The organism is Isoptericola sp. NPDC058082, assembly GCF_042885055.1.
Lineage (GTDB): Bacteria > Actinomycetota > Actinomycetes > Actinomycetales > Cellulomonadaceae > Isoptericola.
The window spans coordinates 1-24,832 of sequence record NZ_JBHVSQ010000004.1 but is presented as its reverse complement, the minus strand read 5'-3'; the positions used below and the strand labels follow the sequence as shown (position 1 = coordinate 24,832).

Sequence of the window (24,832 nt, the reverse complement as noted above, 5' to 3'; positions counted from 1 at the left end):
CGGGCGGCGCACGCGCATTGCGGCAGACGCTCGTCGCCGCGTCCGTGCACCGACCCTCAGGCGTCGCCTCAGGACCAGGGCTCTGGTGCTTCGGCCTCAGGCGGGTCGGCATCAGGGCGCACGGGTGCGCCCGGTCGGGGTGCACTGGGCTTCGGTGTCGAGGGACCGGATCCGTCGGGGCCGGTGAGTTCCGCCGGAGGGTCGTGGTGCTCCCGCCCGGTCGGCGAGGTCCAGGTGAGGGTGCCGTCCGGGCCGAGCACGCCATGCCACGTCGACTGGTGCTTGATCACGTGATGGTGCCGGCACAGGTGTGCCAGGTTGTTCGCGACCGTGCGCCCGCCGTCGGACCATGCGACCACGTGGTCGACGTCGCACCGCGCCGCTGCGCGGGTGCAGCCCGGGAACCGGCAGACGCCGTCGCGCGCCCGGAGGAAGTCGCGCAGCGCCGCGGGGACCGTGTACGTGCCGGGGTCGATGGTGAGCACGCTGCCGTTCACCGGGTCGACGAGCAGCCGGCGCAGCGACGGCGCCCCGGCCGTGAGCGTCGAGGCGGTCGCCGCGTCCACCGGCCCGTGGCCGTCGAGGTCGCCCGCCGCGTCCGAGGCGCCCAGCAGCGAGAGCATCGGCACCGTCACTCGCACGGTCGGCGTGATGCGGCGGGCGATCTCGGCGAGGTCCGGCACGGAACCCTGGCCCTCGACGCCGCCGTCGGTGCCGTCGTCGGTGCCCGTGAGGAGCAGGTCGGCGACCGCGTCCGCGCGAAGCTGCGCGAGCGTGCGGGGGTCTCCGGCCTCCTGCGCCCGTCGTCCCGCGACGGTGAGGCGGTCGTGGGCGGCATGGGCCGCGTGCGCAGGCAGGAGAGCGGTGAGCCAGGCCATGCCGTCGGCACCGGGGTCGACGTAGACGGCTCGCGACTCCACGGCCCGGCGATGCCGCTCGACGAACGGCTCGGGGTGGGCGAGGTCTCGTGCGCGACGCAGGTGCCGACGCAGCTGCGGCACGGTGCAGGCCGCGGCGCGGGGCAGCACGCCGGCCTCGACCAGGGCGCGTGCTTCCGTGGTCGGGAGCTCTGCCAGCGTGTCCGCGATCGCGGTGGCGTGGGCCAGCGAGAGGCGGCCTTGCCGGAGCCCGTCGAGGGTGGCGTGCCCCGCCTCTCCGGCGCGCACCGCCAGGGTGTGCGCCGTGTCGACGAGGTGGGCGGCCGCCTGTTCGGTGAGGCGCAGCGCCGTCGCCAGGTCGGCCGTGAAGGCGCGCCGGGCGAGGTCGCGGCGCCGTCCTGCACCGGCGCGGCCCAGCTCCACGTCGTCGTGCACGAGCAGCGCCGACTCGGCGCGCTCTGCGGCGATCCCGGCCCGCGCCACGGCGGCGAGCCTGCGTGCCTCGAGCGCGTCGACCTGCCGCTGGAGCTCCACGACCTCGTCGATGGCCGTCGACACGGTCGCGAGCGACGGCGCCGCCGGGGGCGGGTCGGGGGAGCCGGACACGGTCTCGAACACGTGTTCGAACCTACCGCTCGCGAGGTGCCGCCACAAGGCTGTGGACGACCGCCTGTGGACAACCGTTCTCGCAGGTCAGGCGGTCGCGAGCGCCTGTTCGAAGGCCGCCAGCACGGGCGCGTTGAAGAGGACGAAGCGGACCTCGTCGATCGCGGCCGGGTTGGCGTCGTCCCACGCGCGGACGGCGTCGAGCGCGGCCCGCGCGACGTCGTCGGGCGACCAGCCGTACACGCCGGCGCCGACGGCGGGGAACGCGACGGTCCGGGCGCGGAGGTCGGCTGCGACGTCCAGCGACCGCGTGAAGCAGGAGGCGAGCAGCGCGGGGTCGGTCTGGCCGGCGTGCCGGTTCGGGCCGACCGTGTGGATCACCCACGCGGCGGGCAGGTCGAAGCCGGGGGTCGCGACGGCGTCGCCGACGGGCAGGCCGTCGGGCAGGGTGCTGCGGCGCAGCTCGCGGCACGCCTCCAGCAGGCGCGGGCCCGCGGCGGCGTGGATGGCGCCGTCGACCCCGCCGCCGCCCAGCAGCGACGAGTTCGCGGCGTTGACGATCGCGTCCGTGGCGACGGTCGTGAGGTCGCCGCGCTCGAGGGTGAGCTCCACGGCTCCTCCTGGTGGGTCGGGAACGGGTCCGGCGTCAGGCCGTGCGCAGGGCCTTGTCCTCGTCGGGCATGAGGATCCACAGCACGATGTAGGCGAGCACCTGCGGGCCGGGGATGAGGATCGACGCCACGGAGAGCACGCGGACGAGGCCGCGGCTCCAGCCGAGGTAGTCGGCGAGGCCGGCGCAGACGCCGCCGAGCACGCGGCCGTGCTTCGGGCGGAACAGCTTGCGCCTCGGTGCCGGGGAGGGCTGGACGTAGGGGGTCGAGGTCGGTGTGGTCATGCTTCGACGGTACGAGCGGCGCCGCGCGCTCGGTATCGGGTGGTCCCCCCGTTCGACCCTGAGGAACCCTGACCCGGGCCGGTGCGGGGCAGGAACCGGCCGACGGGGCCGGGGTCGTGGAAGGTGCCCTCGTCAAGCACGACCCGACCGCCGGACACGACCGTCCGCGGCCAGCCAGAGAGCATCATCCCGTCGAAGGGCGAGAAGTCGGTGCCCTGGTGGAGGGCCGCCCCGTCGACGGTCCTGCGCTCCGCGGGGTCGACGAGGACGAGGTCCGCGTCGTAGCCGACGGCGACGACTCCCTTCGTGGACAGGCCGTTGATCCGGGCGGGAGCGGTGGCGAAGACCTCGACGAACCGCTCCACCGGCAGGCCCCCGCGCGTGACCAGCGCGGTGAACGCGGCCGGCATCCGCGTCTCGACCCCCGGCAGGCCGTGGGGCATGCGGCGCACGTCGTGGCGGGACCGCTGCTTCTGGGCGAGGTCGTAGCAGGAGTGGTCGGAGGAGACGGTGTCGACCTGCCCGCGCGCGAGCCGGTTCAGGAGGCCGGCGGCCGCCGACGCGGGCCGGATCGGCGGGCAGCACGCGAACTTCTCCGGAGCCGCGGAGGCGTAGACGGACTCGTCGAGCAGGAGGTAGTGCGGGCAGGTCTCGGAGTACACGACCTGGCCCCGGGCGCGCGCCTCCCGGACGGCCTCGACCGCGGCGGGCGTGGTCTGGTGCACGAAGTAGACGGCGGCGCCCGTGTACGCGGCGACGGCCAACATCTCGCGCACCGAGGCGTCCTCCGAGATCTCCGGCCGCGAGCGCGGCAGGTCCTCGATGCCGATGCGGCCGTCGGCGGCGCAGGCGGCGGTGCGGTCGACGACGATCGCGTCGTGCTCCGAGTGGACGTAGACGAGCCCGCCGCGGCGGGCCGTCTCCTTCATGACCCGCAGGATCGTGTCCTCGTCGGCCATCGTGGTGCCGCGGTTGGTGGTGTACACCTTCACGGACGGCACGCCCAGGTCGGCCATCTCCTGCAGCTGGGCGGGCACGTCGTCGTCCCACGCCACGACGGCGCCGTGCAGCCCGACGTCGCAGCGGGCGCCGTCGAGGAGCCCGAGCTTGTTCCGCAGCGCGGCGAGCGGGCTCTCGCTCGCGTCGGCGGGGATCCCGAAGTCGACGATCGTCGTGGTGCCGCCGTGCAGCGCCGCGGTCGTGGCCGTCTCGTAGGTGTCGAGCGACCTGTACGCCCCGGTCACCTGCTCCACGTGGCAGTGCGCGTCGACCCCTCCCGGGATCACGAGCATGCCGGTGGCGTCGACGGTCCGGACGGCGGGCGGCAGGTCCGTCACCTCCGACGCGTAGATCGCGGTGACGGTGCCGCCCGTGACGCCGATGTGCCCCCGGGTGGTGCCGTCGGCGTTGACGATGGTGGCGTGGGTGATGAGCAGGTCGTGGAGCACAGGTCCTCCTAGGGCCGGTGGCGGCGGTGCCGTGGGCGGGTGGTCAGGGGCGGGGTTCGCGGCGCAGCGCCGCGCGGAGCGCGGGCGAGAGGCCGGCGGTGTCCTTGCGGGGCGGCGGGGCGGCCGAACCGGCGCGGGCGGCGCCGGGGGCGAGGCGGACCAGCGCCTCGGCCTGCGCGACGCCCGCGGAGACGCCGTCGACGACGGGCACGGGGATGCGGTGCGCGACGGTGCGGGCCAGCCCGGCGAGGGGCGCGCCGGCCAGGACGACGACGTCGGCGCCGTCGCGGGAGACGACCTCGTTCGCCAGCCGCACCAGCTCGGGGCCGAAGTCCTCCTGCACGGTGCCGATGCCGCGCAGAGGGTCGCGCAGGGACCGGATCGACGCGAGCCGACCGGCGAGGCCGTGGCGCTCCACGCAGTCGCGGTACCAGGCGGTGATCCGCTCCGAGATGGCGATGATCGAGAACCGGGCGCCGAGCAGGGAGGCGGTGGCGAACGCGGCCTCCGTGATGCCCACGACCGGCACGTCGAGGAGCTCCTTGAGCCCGGGCAGCCCGGGGTCACCGAACGCGGCGACGACGACGGCGTCGGCGGTGCGTCCGTCGGCCGCGAGCACCTCCGCGACCGCGGCCCCGGCGAGCACGGCCTCGAGCGGCGTCTCGATGTAGGCGACGCCGCTGGCCGCCGTCCGGACGACGACCTCGGTGCCGGGGCTCGCGACGCGGCGGGCCTCGGCGGCGACGAGGTCGGTGACGGGTTCGCTGATGTTGGGGTTGACGACGAGCAGCTGCACGAGGGCTCCGTGGGGTTCGGGGACGGGGTGGGCGACGGGCGGGGTCAGCCGGGGGCCACGAGGTCCTCGACGGCGGCGGCCACCCGGAGGGCGAGGAGGTCGGCGTCGTGCCGGGCCACGACCTGGAACCCCACGGGGGTGGGGCCGTCGACCCCGCAGGGGACGCTGACGGCCGGGTGGCCGGTGAGGTTGAACGGCATCGTGAGCCGGCAGTAGCGGGGCAGGTCCGCCTCCGGCCGCATCCCGGCCAGCGGCACCGCGCCGAGCGCGAGGGTCGGGGAGCACAGGACGTCCAGGTGGGCGTCGTCGAGCGTCGCGTCGACCGCGGCGCGCACCCGCGCGCGGACGGTGCGGGCGCCGGCGGCCTGCTCCGGCGTCACGCGGGCGGCCTCGTGGAGGAAGCGTCGGGTGCCGGGGTGGTACCCGTCCCGCACCGCCGCCGCGACGTCGCGGTGCATGGCGGCCGACTCGAACGCGCCGAGGGTGCCGTGCGCGTCCGCCGCCAGGTCGAGCTCGGGGATCTCGACCGGGACCACCTCCGCGCCCGCGGCTGCCAGCAGGCCGAGGCAGCGGCGCACGGCGGCCTCGATCCCGGGCTCCAGGTCCCGGAACAGGGCGCCGGGGCAGCCGATCCGGAGCCCGCCGACGGTGCGCTCCAGCGTGCCGCCGAGCGGGGTGAGCGCGTCGAGCAGCAGCGCCGACCCGGCGACGTCCCGCGTGATCCAGCCGACGTGGTCGTTCGACGTCGCGCCGGGCAGGAGGCCGTCGGTGCTCACCGCGCCGTGCGTCGGCTTGAGGCCCACCAGGCCCAGCAGCGAGGCGGGCTTACGGACCGAGCCGCCGCCGTCGGTGCCGATCGCAGCGAGGCACGACCCCACGGCCACGGACACGGCGCCCCCCACGGTGGACCCGCCCGCATACAGGTCGGGGCGGTCGGGGCGGCGCGTGGGCGGCTCGCTGGTGCCGTAGCCGAACTCGTGGGTGTGCTGCTTGCCCACGACGACCGCCCCGGCGGCCCGGAGCGCCCGCACGACCGCCGCGTCCCGCGGGGGCCCGGGCGGGGTCCAGGACGCCGACCCGGCCCGCGTGGGCAGGCCGGCCGTCGCGATCAGGTCCTTCACGCCGACCGGGAGACCGTGCAGCGGCCCGCGTGGCTCGGGGGCGGCGTCCGCAGCCCGGGCGGCGGCGCGCGCCGCACCGGGGTCGAGGGCGGCGTAGGCGTGCACGTCGCCCTCGGTGGCGGCGGCGACGTCGAGGACGGCGTCCACCAGCGCGGCGCTGGTCAGCGTGCCGTCGGCGAGGCGCGCGGCGGCGTCGGCGAGGGTGGGGACGGGCGGGGTCACGACGGACACGTCAGCACCGGTGCCCGGTCGGCCCGTCGGCGGGCGCCCAGCCCGCCACGTGCGCCCAGAGGTGCTCGGCCCGCTTCTGGGCGTCGGCGACGACGGTGCGGGCGTCGACGGTGAGCACCTCGTGGTCGCGGACCACGAACCGCCCGCCGACCAGCACGGACCGTACGTCCGAGCCGTGCCCGGCGTAGACCATGGAGGCGACCGGGTCGAGCACGGGAGCCACGTGCGGGCCGTCCAGGTCCACCAGGATCAGGTCCGCGAGCTTGCCCGGCTCGATCGACCCCAGCTCGTGCTCGCGCCCGAGGGCCCGGGCGCCCTGGATCGTCGCCATCTCGAGCGCGTCCATCGCCCTGATCGTGCCGGCGTCGGCCGCCGCGACGCGGTTCACGGCGACGGCGAAGCGCATGGCCTCGATCATGTCGTGGGCCATGTTGTCGGTGCCGAGCCCCACCCGGGCGCCGAGCCTGCGGAGCTCGGGGACCGGTGCGATCCAGCCGCTCTTCGCGTTCACCGCCGGCAGGTGGCACACGGTGGCGCCGGAGTCGGCGAGGAGCTGGGCCTCGCCGTCGCCGAGGAATGCGCAGTGCCCGGCGACCAGGTCCGGGCCGAGCACGCCGACGTCGGCGAGGTGCTCCACCGAGCCCCGCCCGGTGAGCGCGTGGACCTGGTCCACCTCGCCCGCGCTCTGCCCGAGGTGGACGAACATCCCGACGCCGGCCTCGTCGGCCAGCGCCCGGGCGCGGCGCAGCAGGTCGGGGGACGCGGTGTCCGGGCCGTGCGGCCCGACATGGCACGTGATCCGGCCGTCGTCGTAGCCGTGCCAGTCCTCGATGAGTCGCGCGTTCGCGGCGAGCAGCCGGCGGCCACGCGCCTCGTCGTAGGTGTACTGCCCGTGCCGGACGCTGAACAGGTCGGCGTCGTGCACCCGTTCGCTCACGACGGCACGGATCCCGACCTCGGCCAGCGCCTCGACGTTGCTCTCGGCGTGGATGTAGTTCTCCACGATCGTCGTGGAGCCCATCGCCAGGGCCTGCATCGCCCCGAGCCGCGACATCGTGAGTGTGTCGTCGGGCGACATCATCACGCCCTGGGGGATGTCGCGCCGGTAGATGGGCGCGCCGCCCATGTCGTCGCCGATCCCTCGGGTGACGCCGATCGCGCAGTGCACGTGCAGGTTGACGAAGCCGGGCAGCACCATCTGGCCGCGGGCGTCGACACGCGTCGCGTCGGGGTAGGCGACCTCGAGGTCCGCCGTCTTCCCGACGGCCAGGACGTGCCGGCCGGAGATCGCGACGGCGCCGTCCTGGTGGATCGTGCGCTGCGGGTCGACGGTGACGACCGTCGCGTGGGTCAGGAGGGTGACTGCGTCCACGGTGTGCTCCTTCGCTCGTGGGGTGGTGTGGTCAGGCGGGTCGCGAGGTGGCGGTCGGGTAGCGGTCGAGCCACCAGCGGGCGACGTCGAGCCGGCGGGTGAACCAGACCCCCTCGTGGTCGAGCAGGTGGTCGAGCAGTTCCCGCAGCACGTGCGCCCGGGCGGGCTGCCCCATGAGCCGCGCGTGCAGCCCGATGCTCATGAGCTTCGGCCGCGTGGCGCCCTCCTCCCAGAGGAGGTCGAACGCCCGCCGCCCGTAGTCCAGGAACGAGTCCGGGCTGGAGTACGACTGGCCCGGGAGGAACAAGCCGTCGTTGAGGGTGAACGAGTACGGCACCACGAGGTGGTCGCGTCCGTGGACCGGCGTGTAGAACGGCACGTCGTCGGCGAACGAGTCGCTGTCGTAGAGGAACCCGCCCTCCTCGACGAGCAGCTCGCGCGTGTTGACCGACGCGGGCTGCCGGCTGTACCAGCCGCGTGGCCGCTCCCCGCAGGTGGCCTCGATCGACTCGACCGCCATGTGCAGGCGCTCGCGCTCGACGTCCCGCTCCAGGACGCTGACGTTCTCCCAGCGGTACCCGTGGCAGCACACGTCGTGGCCACGCTCCGCGATCCAGGCGCCCACCTCGGGGTTGAGCTCGAGCGCCTCGGCGCAGCCCTGGATCGTGGCGGGCAGCCCGCGCTCGTCGAGGATCCGCTGAAGCCGCCAGATTCCGGCGCGGGAGCCGTACTCGAAGATCGACTCGTTGCCGAGGTCGCGCACGGGCAGCGGCGGGTAGTCGAACTCCTGGGGCACCTCGTTGCGCCCGTCGACCGGGTAGGAGAGCTCGCTGCCCTCCTCGTAGTTGATGACCAGGCAGACGGCGACGCGCGCGCCGCCGGGCCACTCGATCGCGGCACCCTCGCGGCCGTAGCCGACCAGGTCGCGGGCGGTGTTCGTGGCCGTCGTCATGCGTGCTTCCTCTCTCGGGCCGGGTCGGCCCAGGGCAAGGAGGCCGCGCGGAGCTCGCGGCACTCGTCGGCGAGGGGGCCCTCGCGGACCTCGACGCGCGGGCCGCCGTCGGCGACCTGCGCGGCGAGCCCGGCGGGCGTGTACCCGCCCCAGGCGCGGTCGCCGGCCCGGCGCGTGCCGCCGACGACGACCGCGCCGACGCCGTGCACCAGGCACGCGCCCAGGCACATCGGGCAGGGCTCGAAGGTGGTGTAGAGGACGGCGTCCCCGGGCGGCAGGCCGGTGGCCTCGAGGGCACGCAGCACCACCACCTCGGCGTGCGCGGACGGGTCGCCGCTCGTGATCACCTCGTTGCCGCCGGCGGCCACGACGTCCCCGTCGACGACGGCCACGGCGCCGACCGCGAGGTCCCCGCGGTCCCCGGCGCGCCGGGCCTGGGCGAGGGCGGCACGCAGGAACCGCTCGTCGTCGCGACCGGCGGGAACGGGGGGGACGGTGGGAACGGTGGGAACGGTCACCGGCCCACCTCCCGCAGGTCGGTCGAGGCCGTCTCCTTCGCGAGGAGCACGCAGACGACCAGGACCAGCAGCGTCGCGGCGAGGTAGATCGCGACGGGCACCCAGGAGTCGAGGCGGGCGATCATCGCGGTCGTGATGATCGGGGCGACCGCGCCGCCGAACACGCCGGCGCTCTGGAAGCCGAGCCCCGCCCCGGTGTAGCGGACCTTCGTCGGGAACAGCTCGGGGACGTAGGCGGCGAGCGGGCCCCACATGGCGGCGATGAAGAAGTTGCCGACCACCGGCGCGAGGACGATCAGCGCCGTGTTCCCGGAACCGAGCAGCGGGAAGTACGCGAACGCCCACACGATCGACCCGACCGCGCCCAGCAGGAGGACGGGGCGCCGGCCGAGCCGGTCGCACAGCCGGCCCCAGAAGAGGATCGACAGCGCCTGGCTCGCCGCGCCCGCGAGCACGGCGTTGAGGAGCAGCTGCCGGGGCAGGTCGAGCTGGGTGGTGCCGTAGACGAGGATGAAGACGTTGACGACGTAGAACGCGACGTCGCTGCCCACGCGGGAGCCGATGGCGATGAGCAGCGGGCGCCAGTGCTCGGTGAGCACGGTGCGCAGCGGCGTCTTCTCGTCCTTGTCGGACGCCTCCTCCTCGAACAACGGGGATTCCTGCACCTGGGAGCGGATCCACAGGCCGACGGCCACGAGCAGCGTGCTGAGCAGGAACGGCACGCGCCAGCCCCAGGCGAAGAACGCGTCCTCGGAGACGAGGTAGGTGGTCACGGAGAACACCGCGTTGGCGATGAGCAGGCCGAGCGGGCTCGCGATCTGCACCAGCGACCCGAGGAAGCCGCGCTTGCCCGAGCTGCTGTACTCGCCGACCATCAGCGCCGCGCCGCCCCACTCGCCGCCGAGGCCGACGCCCTGCACGAAGCGCAGGATCGTGAGCAGGAGCGGGGCAAGGATGCCGACGGTGTGGTACGTCGGCAGCACGCCGATGAGGCCGGTCGCGGTGCCCATGAGCACGAGCGTGACGATGAGGACGTTCTTGCGGCCGTACCGGTCACCGAAGTGGCCGAAGATCGCGGCGCCCAGCGGCCGGGTGACGAAGGCGACGGCGTACGTGACGAGCGAGAGCATCGTCGCGGTCAGGCGGTCGCCCTCGGGGAAGAAGAGCTGGGGGAAGACGAGTGCTGCGGCCGAGCCGTAGATGAAGTGGTCGTACCACTCCAGCGTGGTGCCGACGGCGCTGGCGCCGACGACGCGTCGAAGGGTCTTCTTGTCGGTCCGGACGTCGGTGACGTCGGTGGACGGAAGTGCGTTCATGCGAGTCTCTCCAACCGGGTGTTCGGATGCCTCGGTGCGGGGTGACCTCGTCGTCGAGGTGGCACGGGAGCGACGGGCGGCCGTCTGCCCGCGGCGTTGCGGGCGTCGTGCGGATCTACCGGTCACGGGTCGCGGCGGTTTCCGTCCGCCGGGACCCGTGCATGAAGTTGTGCGGCGATCGTGGCAACTCGGGATCCCATCTGTCAAGAGTTTGGGAGCCCAAGTTACGCCGACGTGTCGTCGGGGTTCCCGGGGTGTGTCCCCGGTGGTCTCAGCGGCGCGTCAGGACTTCTCGGCGTCGTCGCCGAAGAGGTACGCCATGGTTCGCGCGCGATAAGCCGTGACGTGGTCGCGGGCGAGCTCCGCCGCGCGCTCCGGGTCGCCCGCCGTCATCGCCTCGTAGAGGGCGGCATGCTCCTGGTTGACCAGATCCAGGTCGAGGATCTGACGGAACAGCCAGTGCAGCCGGCCGAGCAGGGGCTGGAGGATGTCCTGCAACAGCTCGTTGCCGGCCAGCGCGATGATCTCGTCGTGGAAGCGGGCGTTGGCCGCGTGCGCGGCGTCGTCGTCGCCGTCGGCGATGGCCCGGGACGCCGCCTCGACGATCTCGCCGAGCCCGTGCGGCTCCCCGGCGGCGATCCGCACCGTGGCCTCGCGGACGGCGAGGACCTCCAGCGCCTCGCGGATGCCGAACAGCTCCGAGACCTGCTTCTCGCCCAGCCCGCTGACCACGAGACCGCGCGACGGCAGGCTCTCGACCAACCCCTCGCGCGCCAGCATGCGCAGCGCCTCGCGCACCGGGTGGCGCGACGCGGAGAACCGTTCAGCGAGGTCGCGCTCCACCAGGCGATCCCCCGGCTGCAGCCGACCGTCGAAGATCTCGGTGCGGAGCGCGTCCCCCACGATGTCGCGCAGCGGCTTGCTGTTGCGGTACAGACGGCTCGAAGCCTGCCTTGCCAACTGTCGCCGCCCCTCGTCCGACCATCCGTGTCGGGAGTCAGGCTAGCGTTCGGACTTCGTGCCGTACGCCTGGAGGAACCGCGTTGTCGCAGACAAGCCGCCCGCTCGTGCTCCTGGTGAACCCCAACAGCAACGCGTCGACGACGGCGCTCATGGTCGACGTCGCTCGGACCACCCTCGATCCCGTCGGCCTGGAGGTCCGCGGCGTGACCGCGGCGTCCGGGCCCGCCATGATCGTCGGCGCTACCGACCTGGAGCGTTCGGCCGGCGAGGTCCTGGACACGGCCCGCCGCGGGCTGGCGGACGACGAAGGCCGCGTCGTCGCGATCGTGGTCGCCGCGTTCGGTGACCCCGGTCGGGAGGCGCTCGCGGCGGCCGTCGACGTCCCCGTCGTCGGCATCGGGCAGTCCTCCCTCATGCTTGCCGCGGCGGGGGGCCGTCGCTTCGGGATGGCGACCACCACCCCGGGCCTGGTGGGCTCGCTGGAGGCCATGGTGCGCCGGCACGACGTCGCGGCGGGGTTCGCCGGCATCCGGCTGACGCGGACCGGTCCGACCGCCCTCGCCGAGCGACCCGAGCTCCAGGACCTGGAGCTCGAGCAGGCGGCCCGGGCGTGCTTCGAGGAGGACGGCGCGGAGGCCGTCATCATCGCGGGCGGCCCGCTCAGCGGCGCGGCGCGGCGGATCGCCGCGAGCGGGATCGGGACCGTGGTCGAGCCGGTGCCGGCGGCGATGCGGCGCGTGCTCGACCTCCGGTGAGCTCCTGGCGTCAGCCGTCGACGGCGGCCGCGACGCGCCGCTGGGACGCCCGGGCGAACTGGGGCCAGCGGTCCCAGTAGTACGGCAGGGCGATGATGCCCTGCACCAGCACCCACCCGCGCCCGCGCTCCCAGGCGCCGTCGTCCAGGTCGCCGCCGGGACCGGCGCCGGCCGCCTCGCGGAACGCGTCACGGTCGCGGCCGGCGAACAGCCACCACGCGGGCGGCAGGTCCGCCGCCGGGTCGCCGACCCCGAGCGCGCCCCAGTCGATGACGGCGGTGAGGCGGCCGCCCCCGGTGACCAGGTTGCCGGGCATGAGGTCGCCGTGCAGCCACGCGCCGGGCACGGGGGCGGACGCGGCCTCCAGTGCGCGGTCCCACGCCTTGAGCACCGCAGGACCGTCGACGCGGTCGCCGGCCTCGGCGGCGGCGCGGCGGACGTCGTCGTCCAGGCGGGCGAGCGGGACGCCGCGGCCGGTGCCCTCCTTGACGGGCCCGTCCGTGGGGTCGACGGCGCGCAGCGCGGTGACGAAGGCGCCGAGGTCGACGGCGGCGCCGGCGGGGTCCAGGTTCGGGACGGCGTCCGGGTCGAGCGGGTCGGACGCGGCCGCGCCGGGCACCCACGGCACCACGGACCAGTGGAACGGGTACGCGTCGTCGGGCTCGCCGACGGCGAGCGGCGCCGGCACCGTCAGCGGGACGTGGGGGGCGATCCGCGGCAGCCACCGGGCGTCGGCGAGCGCGTGCTCCCCGGACCATCCCACCTTCGGCATCCGCGCCACGAGCTCGTCACCGAGGCGGAACAGCAGGTGGTCGGTGCCGGACTCCCGTACCGGCGTCACCGGCAGCGCGGCCCACCGCGGGTGCTGCGCCGCGACCAGGCGGCGCACGTCGTCGGCGGTGACGGGGACCTCGTCGTCGTGCAGCGGCATGGGCCGACCGTAGGCGCGCGTCACCCGCCGCAGCCAGGTGATACTCGGGGCATGCGACGGACGAGGGCGGTGCTCACACCTGTGCTGGCGGGCGCGCTGGCGCTCGCGGCGACGTCGTCCTGCACGTCCGGACCGGCGGCCTCGTCGTCGCCCGCGACCTCCGGCACGACGCCGGAGGTCGCGCTGCCGCCGACGAGCGGCACCTTCGACTACCAGCTCGGCGGCGCGTACGACGAGGTGGAGGCCGGGGACGGGCCGACGGCGATCGACGTCGTCGTCCGTGACGCGACGGCCGACCCGCTGCCCGGGGCGTACTCCGTCTGCTACGTCAACGGCTTCCAGACGCAGCCCGGCGAGGACGACCTGTGGGCCGGCCACGAGGACCTGCTGCTGCACGACGCCGACGGCGACCTCGTCGTCGACCCGGACTGGCCGGACGAGCACGTGCTGGACCCGTCGACGGCCGAGCAGCGCGCGGGGATCCTCGAGGTGCTGGGGCCGGTGGTGACGGGGTGCGCGGAGGCCGGCTTCGACGCCGTCGAGCTCGACAACCTCGACACGTGGACGCGGTTCGACGAGATCGACGAGGCGGGGGCGCACGCGTTGGCCCGCGCGTACGTCGACCTCGCGCACGGCGCCGGGCTCGCGGTCGCGCAGAAGAACGCCGCCGAGATCACCCGGACCGCCAAGGAGGACCTCGGCTTCGACCTCGCCGTCACCGAGGAGTGCGCCGCGTGGGACGAGTGCGCCGCGTACACCGACGTCTACGGCGACCACGTGCTGCAGGTCGAGTACCCCGACGCCCTCGACGACGCGGGGCTGACGTTCGACGACGTGTGCGGCCTCCCCGACCGCGCGCCGCTCACCGTGCTGCGCGACCGGAACCTCGTCGCCGCCGGCGAGGACGGCTACCTGTACGACGCCTGCTGACGTCGTCGCGGGGGCTCAGCCCTGCGCGAGGTGGGCGACGAGCTTGCGCGTGACGCGGTCGAGATCGGCGCGGTCACGGCTGGTGAGCGGGGCGACGGCCTCGGCCTGTCCGGCGGCGTGCTTCGTGACGGCCTCGTCCACCAGGCGCCTGCCCTCGGCGGTGAGCTCGACGTCGAGGCTGCGCCGGTCGTGGGCGCTCGGCACGCGCACGATCCAGCCGCGCTTCTCCAGCCGGTCGAGGCGGCCCGTCATCGTGCCCGTGGTCATGAGGAGCGCCCGGGCGAGGCTGGTGGGGGACAGGCGGTACGGCTCGCCCGCGCGGCGCAGGGCGAACATGACGTCCCCGTCGCCGCGGTTCACGCCGTAGTCCGCCGCGACGCTCTCGGTCCGGGCGTCCACGAGCGCCGCCGCGCGGGTCAGCCGCGCGAGGAGCGCCATCGTGTCGCGGTCGATGTCGGGGCGCTGGTCGGCCCACTGCTGGACCAGGGCGTCGATGCGGTCGTTGTCGTCCACCCGGCCACTTTAGCTTGCGCGCGAGTTACTTGGGGTCTAGCTTCGTTCCAAGTCACTCGTACGCAAGTAACTTGAGGAGGAGCAATGACGACGACGCTGACGCTCAACGGGTCCGAGTCCCTGGTGGTGCTCGACTCCGCCGCAGACCGCTTCGAGGTCGAGGCCACCTACGAGCCGCGGGGCGAGCGACCCCCGAAGCACGTGCACCCGCACCACGACGAGGAGTTCACGGTGCTCGCGGGCACCATCCGGGTCGGCTTCGCCGACCGCGAGCGGGACTACGCCGCGGGCGAGTCGTTCGTCGTCCCGCGCGGCACCGCGCACCACATGTGGAACCCGGGGGACGAGCCGGCCGTGCTGCGCTGGCTCAGCACCCCGGCCGGCCGCGTCGAGGAGTTCTTCACCGCCATGGACCGGCTGCAGCGCGAGGGCCGGGCCGGCCTGGTCCCGCTCGCCGGCGTGCTGCACGCCTATCGCGACGTCATGCGGCCCACGTCGGCCGTCACCCGCGCCGCCGTCCGCGTGCTCGGTCCGTTCTCCCGGGGCGGGCGCGCCTGATGCGCCGGCACCTGGCCACCGGCCTCACCGTGCTGCTCGCCCTCGGCATCGGCTACGTCGGCATCAGCTACCTGTTCTTCCCCGCGGCCACGGCGCCGCAGTTCGGCATGGCCGTCTGGCCGGAGGGCGACGCCGCGTCTTTCCTCGCCACCAAGGGGGCCCGCGACCTCGCGTCCGGGCTCGTCCCGCTCGCCCTCCTGCTCACGGGGCAGCGTCGCGCGCTCGGGTGGGTGCTCACCCTCTGGGCCGTGGTCCCGCTGGCCGACGCCGTCCTCATCCTGACGACCGGCGGGTCCGTCGTTACTGCGCTGGCCGTGCACGGGCTGACCGCCCTCGCGCTGGTCGTCACCGGCGTGCTGCTGCTGACGGAGAAGCCGGCACGGGCGACCCGGACCACCGCGCCGACCGCGGCTCTCCAGGGCGCTTCCAGCAGCCGTTGACCTGGCGCTATGCTCCCGCTCGGCGAGCGTGCGTCTTCGCCCTCGGACGGCGCCGTCCGGGTGTTCTGCCAGGAGCGGGGAGCACGATGCAGCAGCGAGGTCTGGCGCGCGGGCGTCTGACGCGGACGGCCCGGAGGCTACGACCGTTGTGGGTCGGCGTGAGCGCCCTGGCGGTCGTGACGGCCGGGCTCGGGCCAGCGACGGCAGCGACGCCCGCAGGGTTGCCGCCTGCGCCGACGGTGCTGGCGGTGAACGGCGAGGTGTGTCGTTCCGAGCCGCTGGTCACGACGTTCGAGGGCGAGGCCGACGACACGGTCCTCCTCGAGTTCGCGTTCGCCGACGCCCAGGTGACGACCGCACGCGTCGAGGTGCTCGAGCAGGACGGCGACGTCCGGATGGACGCGACGCAGGTCGAGGTGCGCGACCGTCGGGGTCGCGTGAGTCTCGTCCGCGGTACGCACGGGATCGTGGAGGGCGAGCGGTACACGTACCGGGTGCGCGGCGTGTCGGCCGAGGGGCTCTCCGAGGAAGCGCTCGACTGCGCCTTCGAGCTGCACGGCGGCCCGCACTGGCCGGAGGTCCTCCCGGTGCTCGGCAAGCCCGGGGTGTACACCTCCGTGAACAGCGGAGGCGTCGGCGTCCCCGGGGCGTTCGTGGCGGTCCCGAAGGTGCGAGGTGACGCCGTCGCGTTCGAGTACGGCTTCACCGACGCGGACGGCACCCAGCCCACCGAGCTGACGCAGATCGAGGCGAGCGAGGACGGGACCGCCGAGATCCCCGTCGTCCCGTCGACGCCCGGGACCCATTTCCTCGTGGTGGCGGGCATCGACGCCGACGGGGTGCGGGGGGCCTGGGAGACGCGGAGGTTCAAGGTCGCCGCAGGCAGCGCGGTCAGCCCCGCACCGGCTGTCACCCTCAGCGTGGGGAACGACACCGCGCCGGATGACGGACGCGTCCCAGTCAACGTCAGGCTCTCCGCCGACCTCAGGGGCAGGGACGGCCAATCGTTCCCGATGGGCGAGGCCATCGTCCGCTCGTCGACGGGGGCGGAGCTCGGGCGCACCACCTTCGACTCGATGTCGGAGCCGGTGCTGGTCGACGAGGCGGCCCTCGGGACGGGGTTCCGCGACCTGCAGGTGGAGTACCGGCAGTTCGCCGGGGCCGCGCCCGTCGTCACGACGGCGCGGGTGTGCGCCGGCTCGTGCCCCTTCAGCGGCGGCAAGGTCTCGGTCGGCTCGGACAGCGGCAGGGTCAGCGTGACCACCGACCTGACTGCCCGAGTGTCCGGGTTCTCGCCCGCTCCGTGGTCCTACACCTACCAGTGGCTGCGCGACGGCAAGGCGCTCAAGGGCGCGACGACGAAGGACTACTTCGGTGTCCCGACCGATCAGGGCCATCGGCTCTCGGTGAGGGTGACCGCGCACGGCCCGCGCATGACGCCGCGCTCCGTGACGTCGTCGTCCGTCCTGGTGGGCGACCGCGACGAGATGCACGTCGACTACGGCGTGAAGTTCACGAGGTTCGACTGGGAGCACCGGTTCACCTACCGGACCACCCGCGACGGCGACACGGCGGGCTGGCCCGGCAGCGGGTACACCGTCGAGATGCTGTCGGCGACGCCGGGATCCCGGGCCTACGCCACGAGCTTTGGCCCCAGCGAATACTCCGCGATGTGGTTCGAGATCAGCGGCTACGTCCAGGGGCAGGGGTGGTCGGGGCAGAAGATCCAGAAGACCGACAACGTGCCCTACGTCGGGAGCATCGGTGGGAAGCGCCGGCTCGAGGCGATCCGCATCGACACGGCCGGGCCGGTCTCGCCGTACTACGACGTCTTCTACCGCGTCTACGTGCCGGGGCGCGGCTGGCTGGGCTGGGCGACGAACGGCGGCACGTCGGGCACCGTCGGCTACGGCAGCCGCATCGAGGCGGTGCAGATCAAGGTGCTGCGCCACGGGACGACGCCCACGGCGTCCGGGACGGGCAACGCGCCGTACTACTCGCGGACGACGCAGAAGCAGGTGCACGTCGAGGCGTTCATGCACCCGAGCAAGGTGTGGCGCGTGCCCATGGGCGGGGGCTCGACGGCGGGTCGCGCCGACAGCGTCAGCGCGCCCCAGCGGCTCAACGCCGTGCGGGTGGACCTCGACGGCCGGTACTCCGGCAGCGTGCAGGTCTCCGCCAAGGTCAAGGGCGACGGATGGCGGCCGTACGTCGGCAACGACCGCACGGCCGGGTCGACCGGCTACGGCTCGCCGACCTCGGCGTACCGCATGCGGCTCACGGGTGCGATGGCGGACCACTACCGCCTCTACTACCGCACGTACGTCCAGGGCGTCGGCTGGCTGGGCTGGGCGCACGACGGCGCGGCGTCCGGCACGTCGTCGTACACCACGCGGCCAACGGCGGTGCAGGTGCTCCTGGTGCCGAAGGGCGAGGCCGCGCCGCGCAGCGGGTACGGGAGGGCCGCCTACCGCAGCTGACGCGGCGTCGGGGCCGGGTCACCAGCCGTTCGGGCTGAGCACCTTGCGGATGCGCTTCTCGCTGACGGCGCCGTCGGTGCCGAGCTGCTGGGCGAACAGCGAGACGCGCAGCTCCTCGATCAGCCAGCGCACGTCGGCCAGCTCCGCCGCCCGGACCGGGTCGGCGGGGCCGGCGCCGTACGCGGCACGGGCCTTGTCGTAGGCCTCCGTGACGTCGTGCACGCGCCAGGCGAGCTCGGCGTCGCGCGCCGGGTTGGTCTGCGCCTTCTCCAGCCGGTACGACGCCGCGCGCAGGTAGCGCACCAGGTGCGGCACGCGGCGCGGGGGCGTCTGGGCGATGAAGCCGTCGTGCACCAGCCCGGCCACGTGCTCGCGGATGTCCTGCAGCGTGTTGAGCAGGGCGAGCGACGACGACGAGCGCACCTCGCCCTCGACGGTCCGCCAGGCGGTGAGCGCGGCGACGACGTGCCCGACGACCCGGTGCACCTCGTCCTCCAGGTGCCGGCGCACGAACGCGCGCGCCTCGGCGTACGCGTCCGCGTCACGGACCTGCGCCGCCACGGGGCCGCCGGTGGGTGTGCCGGGGGCCTTCTCCGCGTCGGGGCTGGTCAGCGCGGTGACGGCGGCGAGCCGGAGGTCGGCGACCAGCGACTCCGTGTTCCGGTACGGCGCCGCGGCCAGCGTCAGCGACTGCGACGACGACCAGCGTGACGTGACGCGCCCCGTCTGCAGGGCGGTCTCGGCCAGCAGCAGGCGCCGGACGCCGCGCGCGTGGGCGACGTCGCGCCCCGAGGCGTCGGCGAGCACGCGCAGCGCGACGGACGGCTTGCGCCGCGCATCCTCCTCCTCGACCAGGGCGGGGTAGCCGCGCACGACGACGCCGCCCCCGAGGTCCGTCGACACCGCGTCGGGCAGGCGCCCGTCGGGCAGGCCCTCCGGCCACGTCGTCAGGTCCGTCTGCTCGGGGACGACCGAGCTCGCGCCGGGCGCGGAGGACGACGCGGCAGGCCGGGGCGCGGGGCGTCCCGGCGTCGGCGCGAGGGTCGGCGAGGCGGGGCTGCCCGCCGAGCGCCGGGCCTCCTCGAGCGCCAGCCCGACGGCGCCCTTCACGGCCGCGCGGACGGCCGCCTCGGCCTGCGCCGCGAGGCGCTTCTGCAGCGACAGCAGGTCCTTGGACTCGTCGAGCGGAGCCGGGGCGGGACGTCGCCCCTGTCCCTTGCCGCGTCCCTTGCCCTTCGCGGCGCCCCTCGACGGCGCGGGGGCGGCGTCCTCGACCCGGAACGTCATGCGCAGGTGGGCGGGCAGCCGCTCGACGCGCTCGGCGTCCCACACCTCGTCGGGGATGACGACGTCCCGCAGCGCGCGGACGGCGCGCGAGAACGCGACGTGGAACGGCTCGGCCATGTCGCCCGCGCGGGTCATGTCCTCCCACGCCGGCGTGTTCTCCCGCAGCCAGCCGGCGACGGCGCGGCCGACGTCCGGCGCGGGCACGAGCTGCACGCGCACGGCCTTGGGCAGCGACTTGATGGTCGCGACGCACAGCTCGTCGAGCAGGCCGGGCACCATCCAGTCGAAGCCCTCGGGGGCCACCCGGTTGAGGATCGACAGCGGGATGTGCACGGTGACGCCGTCGGCCGCCGCGCCGGGCTGGAACTGGTAGGTCAGGGGCAGCGTGACCTCGCCCTGCGTCCAGGTCTCCGGGAACTCGGACGTGTCCACGGCGCCCGAGTCGACGAGCTGGTCGAGCGTGAAGGTCAGCAGGTCCGGCGTCTCGCGCTGCGCCGTCCTCCACCAGCGGTCGAAGTGGGCGGCGCTGACGACGTCGTCGGGCACGCGCTCGTCGTAGAAGGCGAACAGGTCGTCCTCCGACGCGACGAGCCCGCGCTGCCGCGAGCGCGCCTCGAGCTCCTCCGCCTCGGCGAGGAGGCGCCGGTTCTCCGCGAAGAACTTGTGGTGCGTGGTCCACTGCCCCTCGACGAGCGCGTGCCGCACGAACATCTCGCGCGCCGCCTCCGGGTCCACCTTGGCGTAGAGCACGGGCCGGTCGGCGACGATCGGCACGCCGTACAGCAGCACCTTCTCCGTGGCCATGGCCGCGCCCTGCTTGGTGGACCAGTGCGGGTCGGAGTACGTGCGCTTGGCGAGCGGGCCCGCGAGCTCCTCGGCCCACTCCGGCTTGATGCGGGCGACGTCGCGCGCCCACAGGCGCGACGTCTCCACGAGCTCGCCGGCCATGAGCCACTCCGGCGGCTTCTTGCTCAGCGGCGAGCCGGGGAAGATCGCGAACCGGGCGCCGCGCGCGCCGACGTACTCGTTGCGGGCGCGCTTCGCGGCCTGCCGCAGCGCGCGGGCGCGGGCCTCGCCGCGCAGGTGCGCCACCGACGACGCCTTGATCTCGCCCGTGTCCTGCATGCCGATCTGGCTGAGCAGCCCGGCCAGCAGCGACCGGTGGATGGTGTCGTCGTCCCAGGTGAGGCGATGGTCCACCTCGACCGCCTCGTCCTCGACCGAGGACGCAGCGCGGGGCTTGAACGACATGTCGATGCCGAGCGGCTTGGCCATCTCGCGCAGCTGCGCGACGACGTCCTGCCACTCGCGGATGCGCAGGAAGTTGAGGTACTCGGCCTTGCACATCCGGCGGAACGCGGACGAGCCCATCTCGTGCTGCTGGCCGCGCACGTACTCCCACAGGTTCAGGGCCGTGAGGAAGTCGGACGTCTGGTCGGTGAACCGGGCGTGCAGCTGGTCGGCCTGCGCGCGCGACTCCGTGGGCCGCTCGCGCGGGTCCTGGATGGACAGCAGCGCCGCGACGATCGCCACCTCGCGCGCGACGCCGCGCTTCGAGCCCTCGATGATCATGCGCGCCAGGCGCGGGTCCATCGGGAGCTGCGCGAGCGTGCGGCCGACGTCGGTGAGCCGGGTCGCGCCGTCCGTCGTCTCCAGCGCGCCGAGCTCGGACAGCAGCTGCACGCCGTCGCGCACGGCCCGCGTGTCCGGGGGCTCGACGAACGGGAACTTCGCCACGTCGTCGGGCGTCGTGACGACGCCGACCGAGATCATCTGCAGCAGCACGGACGCGAGCGACGTGCGCAGGATCTCCGGCTCGGTGAACTCCGGCCGGTTCTCGAAGTCGTCCTGCGAGTAGAGGCGGATCGCGACGCCGTCGGCCACGCGGCCCGAGCGCCCCGACCGCTGGTTCGCCGACGCCTGGCTGATCGGCTCGATCGGCAGCCGCTGCACCTTGGTCGCCTTGGAGTAGCGCGAGATGCGCGCCGTGCCCGGGTCGACGACGTAGTGGATGCCCGGCACCGTCAGCGACGTCTCCGCGACGTTCGTCGACAGCACGATGCGCCGGCCCGGGTGCGACTGGAACACCCGGTGCTGCTCCGCCGCCGACAGCCGCGAGTACAGCGGCAGGATCTCGACGTGGTCCGGGCGCTTGGCGTCGCGCACGCGGTCCTTGAGGTGGCCCTCGAGCGCGTCCGCGGCGTCGTGGATCTCCCGCTCGCCGGACAGGAACACGAGGATGTCGCCGGGGCCCTCGCGCATCAGCTCGTCGCAGGCCTCGACGATGCCCGTGACCAGGTCCTTCTCCTCGCCCTTGGCCTTCTTGGGCTGGTCCGGGTCCGTGTCCGGGGACAGCGGGCGCCAGCGGATCTCGACCGGGTACGTGCGGCCGGTGACCTCGACGACGGGCGCGGCGTCCGGCAGCACGTCGACGACGGCCTCGGGTGCCCCGCCCACCTCGGCGAGGTGCGACGGGGAGAAGTGCGCCGCGAAGCGCTCCGAGTCGATCGTCGCGGACGTGATGACGAGCTTGAGGTCCGGCCGCCGCGGCAGCAGTCGCGAGAGATAGCCGAGCAGGAAGTCGATGTTCAGCGACCGCTCGTGCGCCTCGTCGATGACGATCGTGTCGTAGGCGAGCAGGTCGGGGTCCCGCTGGATCTGGGCCAGCAGGATGCCGTCGGTCATCACCTTGACCAGCGTGTCGTCGCTGGACTCGTCGGTGAACCGCACCTGGTAGCCGACGACGCCGCCCAGCGGGGTGGCCAGCTCCTCCGCGACGCGCTCGGCGACGCTGCGCGCCGCGATCCGGCGCGGCTGCGTGTGCCCGATCTGGCCCTTCCGGCCGCGGCCGAGCTCGAGGAGGATCTTCGGCAGCTGCGTCGTCTTGCCGGACCCCGTCTCGCCCGCGACGACGACGACCTGGTGGTCGCGGATCGCGGCGGCGATGTCCTCCCGCCGCGCCGAGACCGGCAGCTGCTCGGGGTAGACGATCGGCGGCACCTCGACGGCGGCGCGCAGCGCGGCGGCCTTCTCGAGCTGCTCGCGGCTCACCCGGCGCGGGCCGGTGCGCTGCGGGCCGCGCCGGTTCCCGGCGTTCCCGCGGCCCTGCCCCCGCTTCCGACCACGGCCGCGACCCCGACCGTGCTCCCGGTCCTGGGGACGACGCGCACCGCCGTCGTCCGACGACGACTGCGGTGCGGGGCTGGGCTCGGTGCTCACGACGTCCCATTCTCTCAAGCGCCGCAAGGTGATTCGTGCCCCGCTACGCGGCGGCCGCCACCCCGGCCGCCGGGCCCGTGGCCGCGCTGTCGTCGGACCGGGCCAGGTGGCGGCGCAGCGCGACGAACGCGACCGCGACGACGACCACCAGCACCACGGTGAGGTACACGCTCGCCTCCGTGCCGAACTCGCCGCCCGTGAGGGCCGCGCTCGACCCGTCCGCGGGGGCGAGCCGCACGAGGGTGTTGTCCCGGCCCTCACCGCTCACCGCGATGCCGAGCACGTTGCCCTGCACCATGTTCCAGCCCGCGTGGATCCCCATCGCCGTCCACAGGGTGCCCTGCCGCAGCACGAGCAGGCTCACGAAGATGCCGAACAGCGTGATGTTGAGCTTGGCCAGGAGGTTGCCGCCGGGGTGGATGAACGCGAACAGCGCCGCGAGGAACACGACGGCCAGCCAGGCGGGCCACGAGTACAGGTGCCGCTGCAGCAGGAAGCCGCGGAACACGATCTCCTCGCTGCTGCCCTGGATCAGCCAGATCGGCAGGGTGGCCAGCACCAGGCCGAGCGCGGCGGTGCCGTCCAGGGTGCCCGGCCCGCCCTCGGTCACGACCAGCTGCCCGGACAGGATCGACGGCAGCGCACCGAGCGTGACGAGCACCCCGCCGAGCACGAGACCCACCAGCATCCGGGCCCACCACCGGCGGTCGCGCAGGCCGAGCGACCCCGCCGGGCGCCGTTCGTAGAGCACCACCCACAGCAGCACGATGACGATGGGCCACAGGTCGGTGACGCCCTCGATCACCTGCGACGCGAAGCTGGACAGGTCGGTGCTGTGGCCGGTCGCGAGCCGGATCCCGGCGCCGATCAGCACCTGCACCACCAGCACGGCGAGCAGGATGCCGACGACGTACGTCAGCCAGATCGGTGTGCGGCGTCGCCCCTCGTCGATCGCGCGGACGAACGGCAGGTCACGGACGCGCACGGTCGGCGCCCTCCGCCTCGACGGCAGCGGGCGCGTCGGCCCCCGTGCGCTCGTCGGCGCCGCGGATCACCCACGCGACGACGGCGAGCCCGAGCAGGCCGATCAGCGGGGTGGCGAGCCCGGCGACCGGGATCGTCTCGTCGTCGACGAAGTTCACCGTGAACACCGACACGTCCCACAGCCCGTGCAGCACCATCGCCCACACCAGCGATCCGGTGACGCGACGCAGGATGTAGAACACCGCGCCGGACCCGGCCGCGATCAGGGCCTGGAGCAGCGCCTTCTCGGGCGCCAGCCCGGAGAGCGAGTTGGCCAGGTGCATCGCGCCGAACAGCAGGGTGCTCAGCAGCCACACCCCGACCTCCCGGTAGCGCGACCGGAGGGCGACCAGCAGGACGCCGCGCGCGGCCAGCTCCTCGCAGAACCCCACCCCGACGCCGAGCAGCAGCAGCGCGATCAGGAACGACGCGTCGAACGCGGACCACTCGGTCTGCGCGAAGCTCACCAGCGCGAGCAGCGCCATGAGCACGGGCACGACGATCGGCCACCGGCGCGCGCTGGGGTGCCGGTCGTGCAGGGCGGGCCGCCACCAGCCGAGGGCGGTCGTCACGGCGACGAGGTAGACCGCGCCGACCACGAACGACGGCACCGTGGAGCGGTAGATCGACTCCGCGCTCGTCCCGACCTCGTCGAACGGCACCCCGGCGATCGCGCCCACCACCACGACGATCACCAGGTACCCCAGGAGCACCGCCACGCCGATCCATGCACGAGGCCGTACGCGCACGACACCACCGCCTTCCGCTCGACGTTCCCGGACCGTGCACGGCCGCGCCGCCGCGTTCTTATCGTCGGGGTGGCGCCCTCGGACCGCGACCGGTGAGCCGGGGTAAGTCGCGTATCTCATGCGCGATCGGCGTGCGCTGGTTAGCCTCGCGATGACCGGGGCGACGGTCTCGGGGGCAGGGCGCCGCCGGCCGGCGTCAGGGGGGGACGGCGTCGCGGGGGCGGCGCCGTGACGACGTTGCTGCGAGGTCCGGTGCGGTCACACCACACGAGCGCGGGGGCGCGACGCCACCGGGACGGCGCGCGCCCGGGGCCGGTCCGGCGCGGCTGGCGCGGGGCGTTGGCGGTGGGCGCGCTCGTCCTCGGGACGGCACTCGCGAGCGGGAGCGCGGTGCTCGGCGAGGTCGAGCCGGCCGCGGCGGACGTCGCCGGCTGCACGCCGACGGGAGCGTTCACCGACTGCGTCGTCGTGACCTTCACCAACCCGCCGGCGAACCAGTCCGTGCGCGTCCCGCCCGGCGTCACCGAGGTGGACGCCCGGATGTGGGGCGCGGGTGGCGGCGGCGCCTCGGCCACACCGTTCGCCGCCGCGCCGGGCGGGGGCGCGGGCGCGTTCGTGGCCGGCACCGTACCGGTGACCGGCGCCGGCGGCGCCACCTGGAACGTGACGATCGGCTGGGGCGGGTACGCGGCCAGCGACCTCCGCCCGTTCGGCGACGGCGGCCCGGGCGGCACCGCGCAGGGCAGCACGCCGCGCGGCTCGGCGGGTGGCGGGACGACGGCGCTCTGGGGCGGCGACCCGGGCGCGTCGCCGTTGCTCGTCGCCGGCGCCGGCGGCGGCGGCGCCGCGGG

Annotated in this window: 21 protein-coding genes and 1 pseudogene; 6 read left to right on the top strand and 16 right to left on the bottom strand. The window is 74.5% G+C overall.

The window, feature by feature from the left end:
* Positions 1 to 68 precede the first annotated feature (68 nt).
* The 11 genes from ACFVS0_RS07055 to ACFVS0_RS07005 form a co-directional block, all read right to left on the bottom strand.
* Complete coding sequence (locus ACFVS0_RS07055; RefSeq protein ID WP_430587546.1) at positions 69 to 1,496, bottom strand: DUF222 domain-containing protein; 1,428 nt, start codon at positions 1,494 to 1,496, stop codon at positions 69 to 71.
* 75 nt (positions 1,497 to 1,571) lie between these two features.
* Complete coding sequence (locus ACFVS0_RS07050) at positions 1,572 to 2,096, bottom strand: O-acetyl-ADP-ribose deacetylase (RefSeq protein WP_430585709.1); 525 nt, start codon at positions 2,094 to 2,096, stop codon at positions 1,572 to 1,574.
* A 34-nt stretch (positions 2,097 to 2,130) separates the two neighbouring features.
* Positions 2,131 to 2,379, bottom strand: coding sequence for a PspC domain-containing protein (locus ACFVS0_RS07045; RefSeq protein ID WP_430550844.1), 249 nt, complete (start codon positions 2,377 to 2,379; stop codon positions 2,131 to 2,133).
* Positions 2,376 to 3,827 carry an amidohydrolase family protein gene (locus ACFVS0_RS07040; RefSeq protein WP_430587545.1) on the bottom strand — a complete coding sequence of 484 codons (1,452 nt, stop codon included), beginning with the start codon at positions 3,825 to 3,827 and terminating at the stop codon, positions 2,376 to 2,378. Before ACFVS0_RS07040 ends, ACFVS0_RS07045 begins: the two co-directional genes overlap by 4 nt.
* Before the next feature lie 43 nt (positions 3,828 to 3,870).
* Positions 3,871 to 4,623, bottom strand: a complete 753-nt coding sequence (locus ACFVS0_RS07035; RefSeq protein WP_430587544.1) for an aspartate/glutamate racemase family protein — start codon at positions 4,621 to 4,623, stop codon at positions 3,871 to 3,873.
* 44 nt (positions 4,624 to 4,667) lie between these two features.
* Positions 4,668 to 5,975 (bottom strand): amidase, encoded by a 1,308-nt coding sequence (locus tag ACFVS0_RS07030; RefSeq protein WP_430587543.1) that lies wholly within the window; start codon positions 5,973 to 5,975, stop codon positions 4,668 to 4,670.
* Between the two features lies 1 nt (position 5,976).
* Positions 5,977 to 7,347, bottom strand: a complete 1,371-nt coding sequence (locus ACFVS0_RS07025; protein WP_430587542.1) for an amidohydrolase family protein — start codon at positions 7,345 to 7,347, stop codon at positions 5,977 to 5,979.
* 31 nt (positions 7,348 to 7,378) lie between these two features.
* Positions 7,379 to 8,299: a polysaccharide deacetylase family protein gene (locus tag ACFVS0_RS07020; RefSeq protein ID WP_430562600.1), complete on the bottom strand. Its 921-nt coding sequence runs from the start codon at positions 8,297 to 8,299 to the stop codon at positions 7,379 to 7,381.
* Complete coding sequence (locus ACFVS0_RS07015; protein WP_430587541.1) at positions 8,296 to 8,817, bottom strand: deaminase; 522 nt, start codon at positions 8,815 to 8,817, stop codon at positions 8,296 to 8,298. Before ACFVS0_RS07015 ends, ACFVS0_RS07020 begins: the two co-directional genes overlap by 4 nt.
* A complete protein-coding gene (locus ACFVS0_RS07010; RefSeq protein ID WP_430587540.1) occupies positions 8,814 to 10,133 on the bottom strand; it encodes an MFS transporter in 1,320 nt (439 codons plus the stop codon). The genes ACFVS0_RS07015 and ACFVS0_RS07010 overlap by 4 nt, the downstream gene beginning before the upstream one ends.
* 282 nt (positions 10,134 to 10,415) lie before the next feature.
* Positions 10,416 to 11,093: a GntR family transcriptional regulator gene (locus ACFVS0_RS07005; RefSeq protein WP_430562597.1), complete on the bottom strand. Its 678-nt coding sequence runs from the start codon at positions 11,091 to 11,093 to the stop codon at positions 10,416 to 10,418.
* A gap of 83 nt (positions 11,094 to 11,176) precedes the next feature.
* Between ACFVS0_RS07005 and ACFVS0_RS07000 the strand changes: the two genes are divergently transcribed.
* Positions 11,177 to 11,851 (top strand): aspartate/glutamate racemase family protein, encoded by a 675-nt coding sequence (locus tag ACFVS0_RS07000; RefSeq protein ID WP_430587539.1) that lies wholly within the window; start codon positions 11,177 to 11,179, stop codon positions 11,849 to 11,851.
* A 10-nt stretch (positions 11,852 to 11,861) separates the two neighbouring features.
* Here the strand turns inward: ACFVS0_RS07000 and ACFVS0_RS06995 are convergent, their stop codons facing one another.
* On the bottom strand, positions 11,862 to 12,782 hold the full coding sequence (locus ACFVS0_RS06995) for an aminoglycoside phosphotransferase family protein (RefSeq protein ID WP_430587538.1): 921 nt from the start codon (positions 12,780 to 12,782) through the stop codon (positions 11,862 to 11,864).
* A gap of 51 nt (positions 12,783 to 12,833) precedes the next feature.
* Between ACFVS0_RS06995 and ACFVS0_RS06990 the strand changes: the two genes are divergently transcribed.
* Positions 12,834 to 13,712, top strand: a complete 879-nt coding sequence (locus tag ACFVS0_RS06990; RefSeq protein WP_430587537.1) for an endo alpha-1,4 polygalactosaminidase — start codon at positions 12,834 to 12,836, stop codon at positions 13,710 to 13,712.
* Between the two features lie 15 nt (positions 13,713 to 13,727).
* Here the strand turns inward: ACFVS0_RS06990 and ACFVS0_RS06985 are convergent, their stop codons facing one another.
* Entirely contained in the window at positions 13,728 to 14,225 is a 498-nt protein-coding gene (locus ACFVS0_RS06985; RefSeq protein ID WP_430587536.1) for a MarR family winged helix-turn-helix transcriptional regulator, read from the bottom strand.
* A gap of 84 nt (positions 14,226 to 14,309) precedes the next feature.
* Between ACFVS0_RS06985 and ACFVS0_RS06980 the strand changes: the two genes are divergently transcribed.
* The 3 genes from ACFVS0_RS06980 to ACFVS0_RS06970 all read left to right on the top strand — a co-directional run bounded on the left by ACFVS0_RS06980 (position 14,310) and on the right by ACFVS0_RS06970 (position 17,703).
* Complete coding sequence (locus ACFVS0_RS06980; RefSeq protein ID WP_430587535.1) at positions 14,310 to 14,783, top strand: cupin domain-containing protein; 474 nt, start codon at positions 14,310 to 14,312, stop codon at positions 14,781 to 14,783.
* Positions 14,783 to 15,223: a DUF4267 domain-containing protein gene (locus tag ACFVS0_RS06975; RefSeq protein ID WP_430585705.1), complete on the top strand. Its 441-nt coding sequence runs from the start codon at positions 14,783 to 14,785 to the stop codon at positions 15,221 to 15,223. Before ACFVS0_RS06980 ends, ACFVS0_RS06975 begins: the two co-directional genes overlap by 1 nt.
* A gap of 248 nt (positions 15,224 to 15,471) precedes the next feature.
* Positions 15,472 to 17,703, top strand: a complete 2,232-nt coding sequence (locus ACFVS0_RS06970; RefSeq protein ID WP_430587534.1) for a hypothetical protein — start codon at positions 15,472 to 15,474, stop codon at positions 17,701 to 17,703.
* A gap of 18 nt (positions 17,704 to 17,721) precedes the next feature.
* Here ACFVS0_RS06970 and hrpA read toward each other — a convergent pair whose 3' ends face one another.
* From hrpA to ACFVS0_RS06955, 3 genes are read right to left on the bottom strand one after another with little or no spacing between them, the layout of a single operon-like run.
* Positions 17,722 to 22,209: an ATP-dependent RNA helicase HrpA gene (gene hrpA / locus ACFVS0_RS06965; RefSeq protein WP_430587533.1), complete on the bottom strand. Its 4,488-nt coding sequence runs from the start codon at positions 22,207 to 22,209 to the stop codon at positions 17,722 to 17,724.
* Between the two features lie 43 nt (positions 22,210 to 22,252).
* Positions 22,253 to 23,194 carry a CPBP family intramembrane glutamic endopeptidase gene (locus ACFVS0_RS06960; RefSeq protein ID WP_430587532.1) on the bottom strand — a complete coding sequence of 314 codons (942 nt, stop codon included), beginning with the start codon at positions 23,192 to 23,194 and terminating at the stop codon, positions 22,253 to 22,255.
* A complete protein-coding gene (locus ACFVS0_RS06955; RefSeq protein ID WP_430587531.1) occupies positions 23,181 to 23,951 on the bottom strand; it encodes a CPBP family intramembrane glutamic endopeptidase in 771 nt (256 codons plus the stop codon). The genes ACFVS0_RS06960 and ACFVS0_RS06955 overlap by 14 nt, the downstream gene beginning before the upstream one ends.
* A 282-nt stretch (positions 23,952 to 24,233) precedes the next feature.
* Between ACFVS0_RS06955 and ACFVS0_RS06950 the strand changes: the two are divergent.
* Positions 24,234 to 24,832: pseudogene (locus ACFVS0_RS06950) on the top strand (hypothetical protein); the annotation flags it as partial.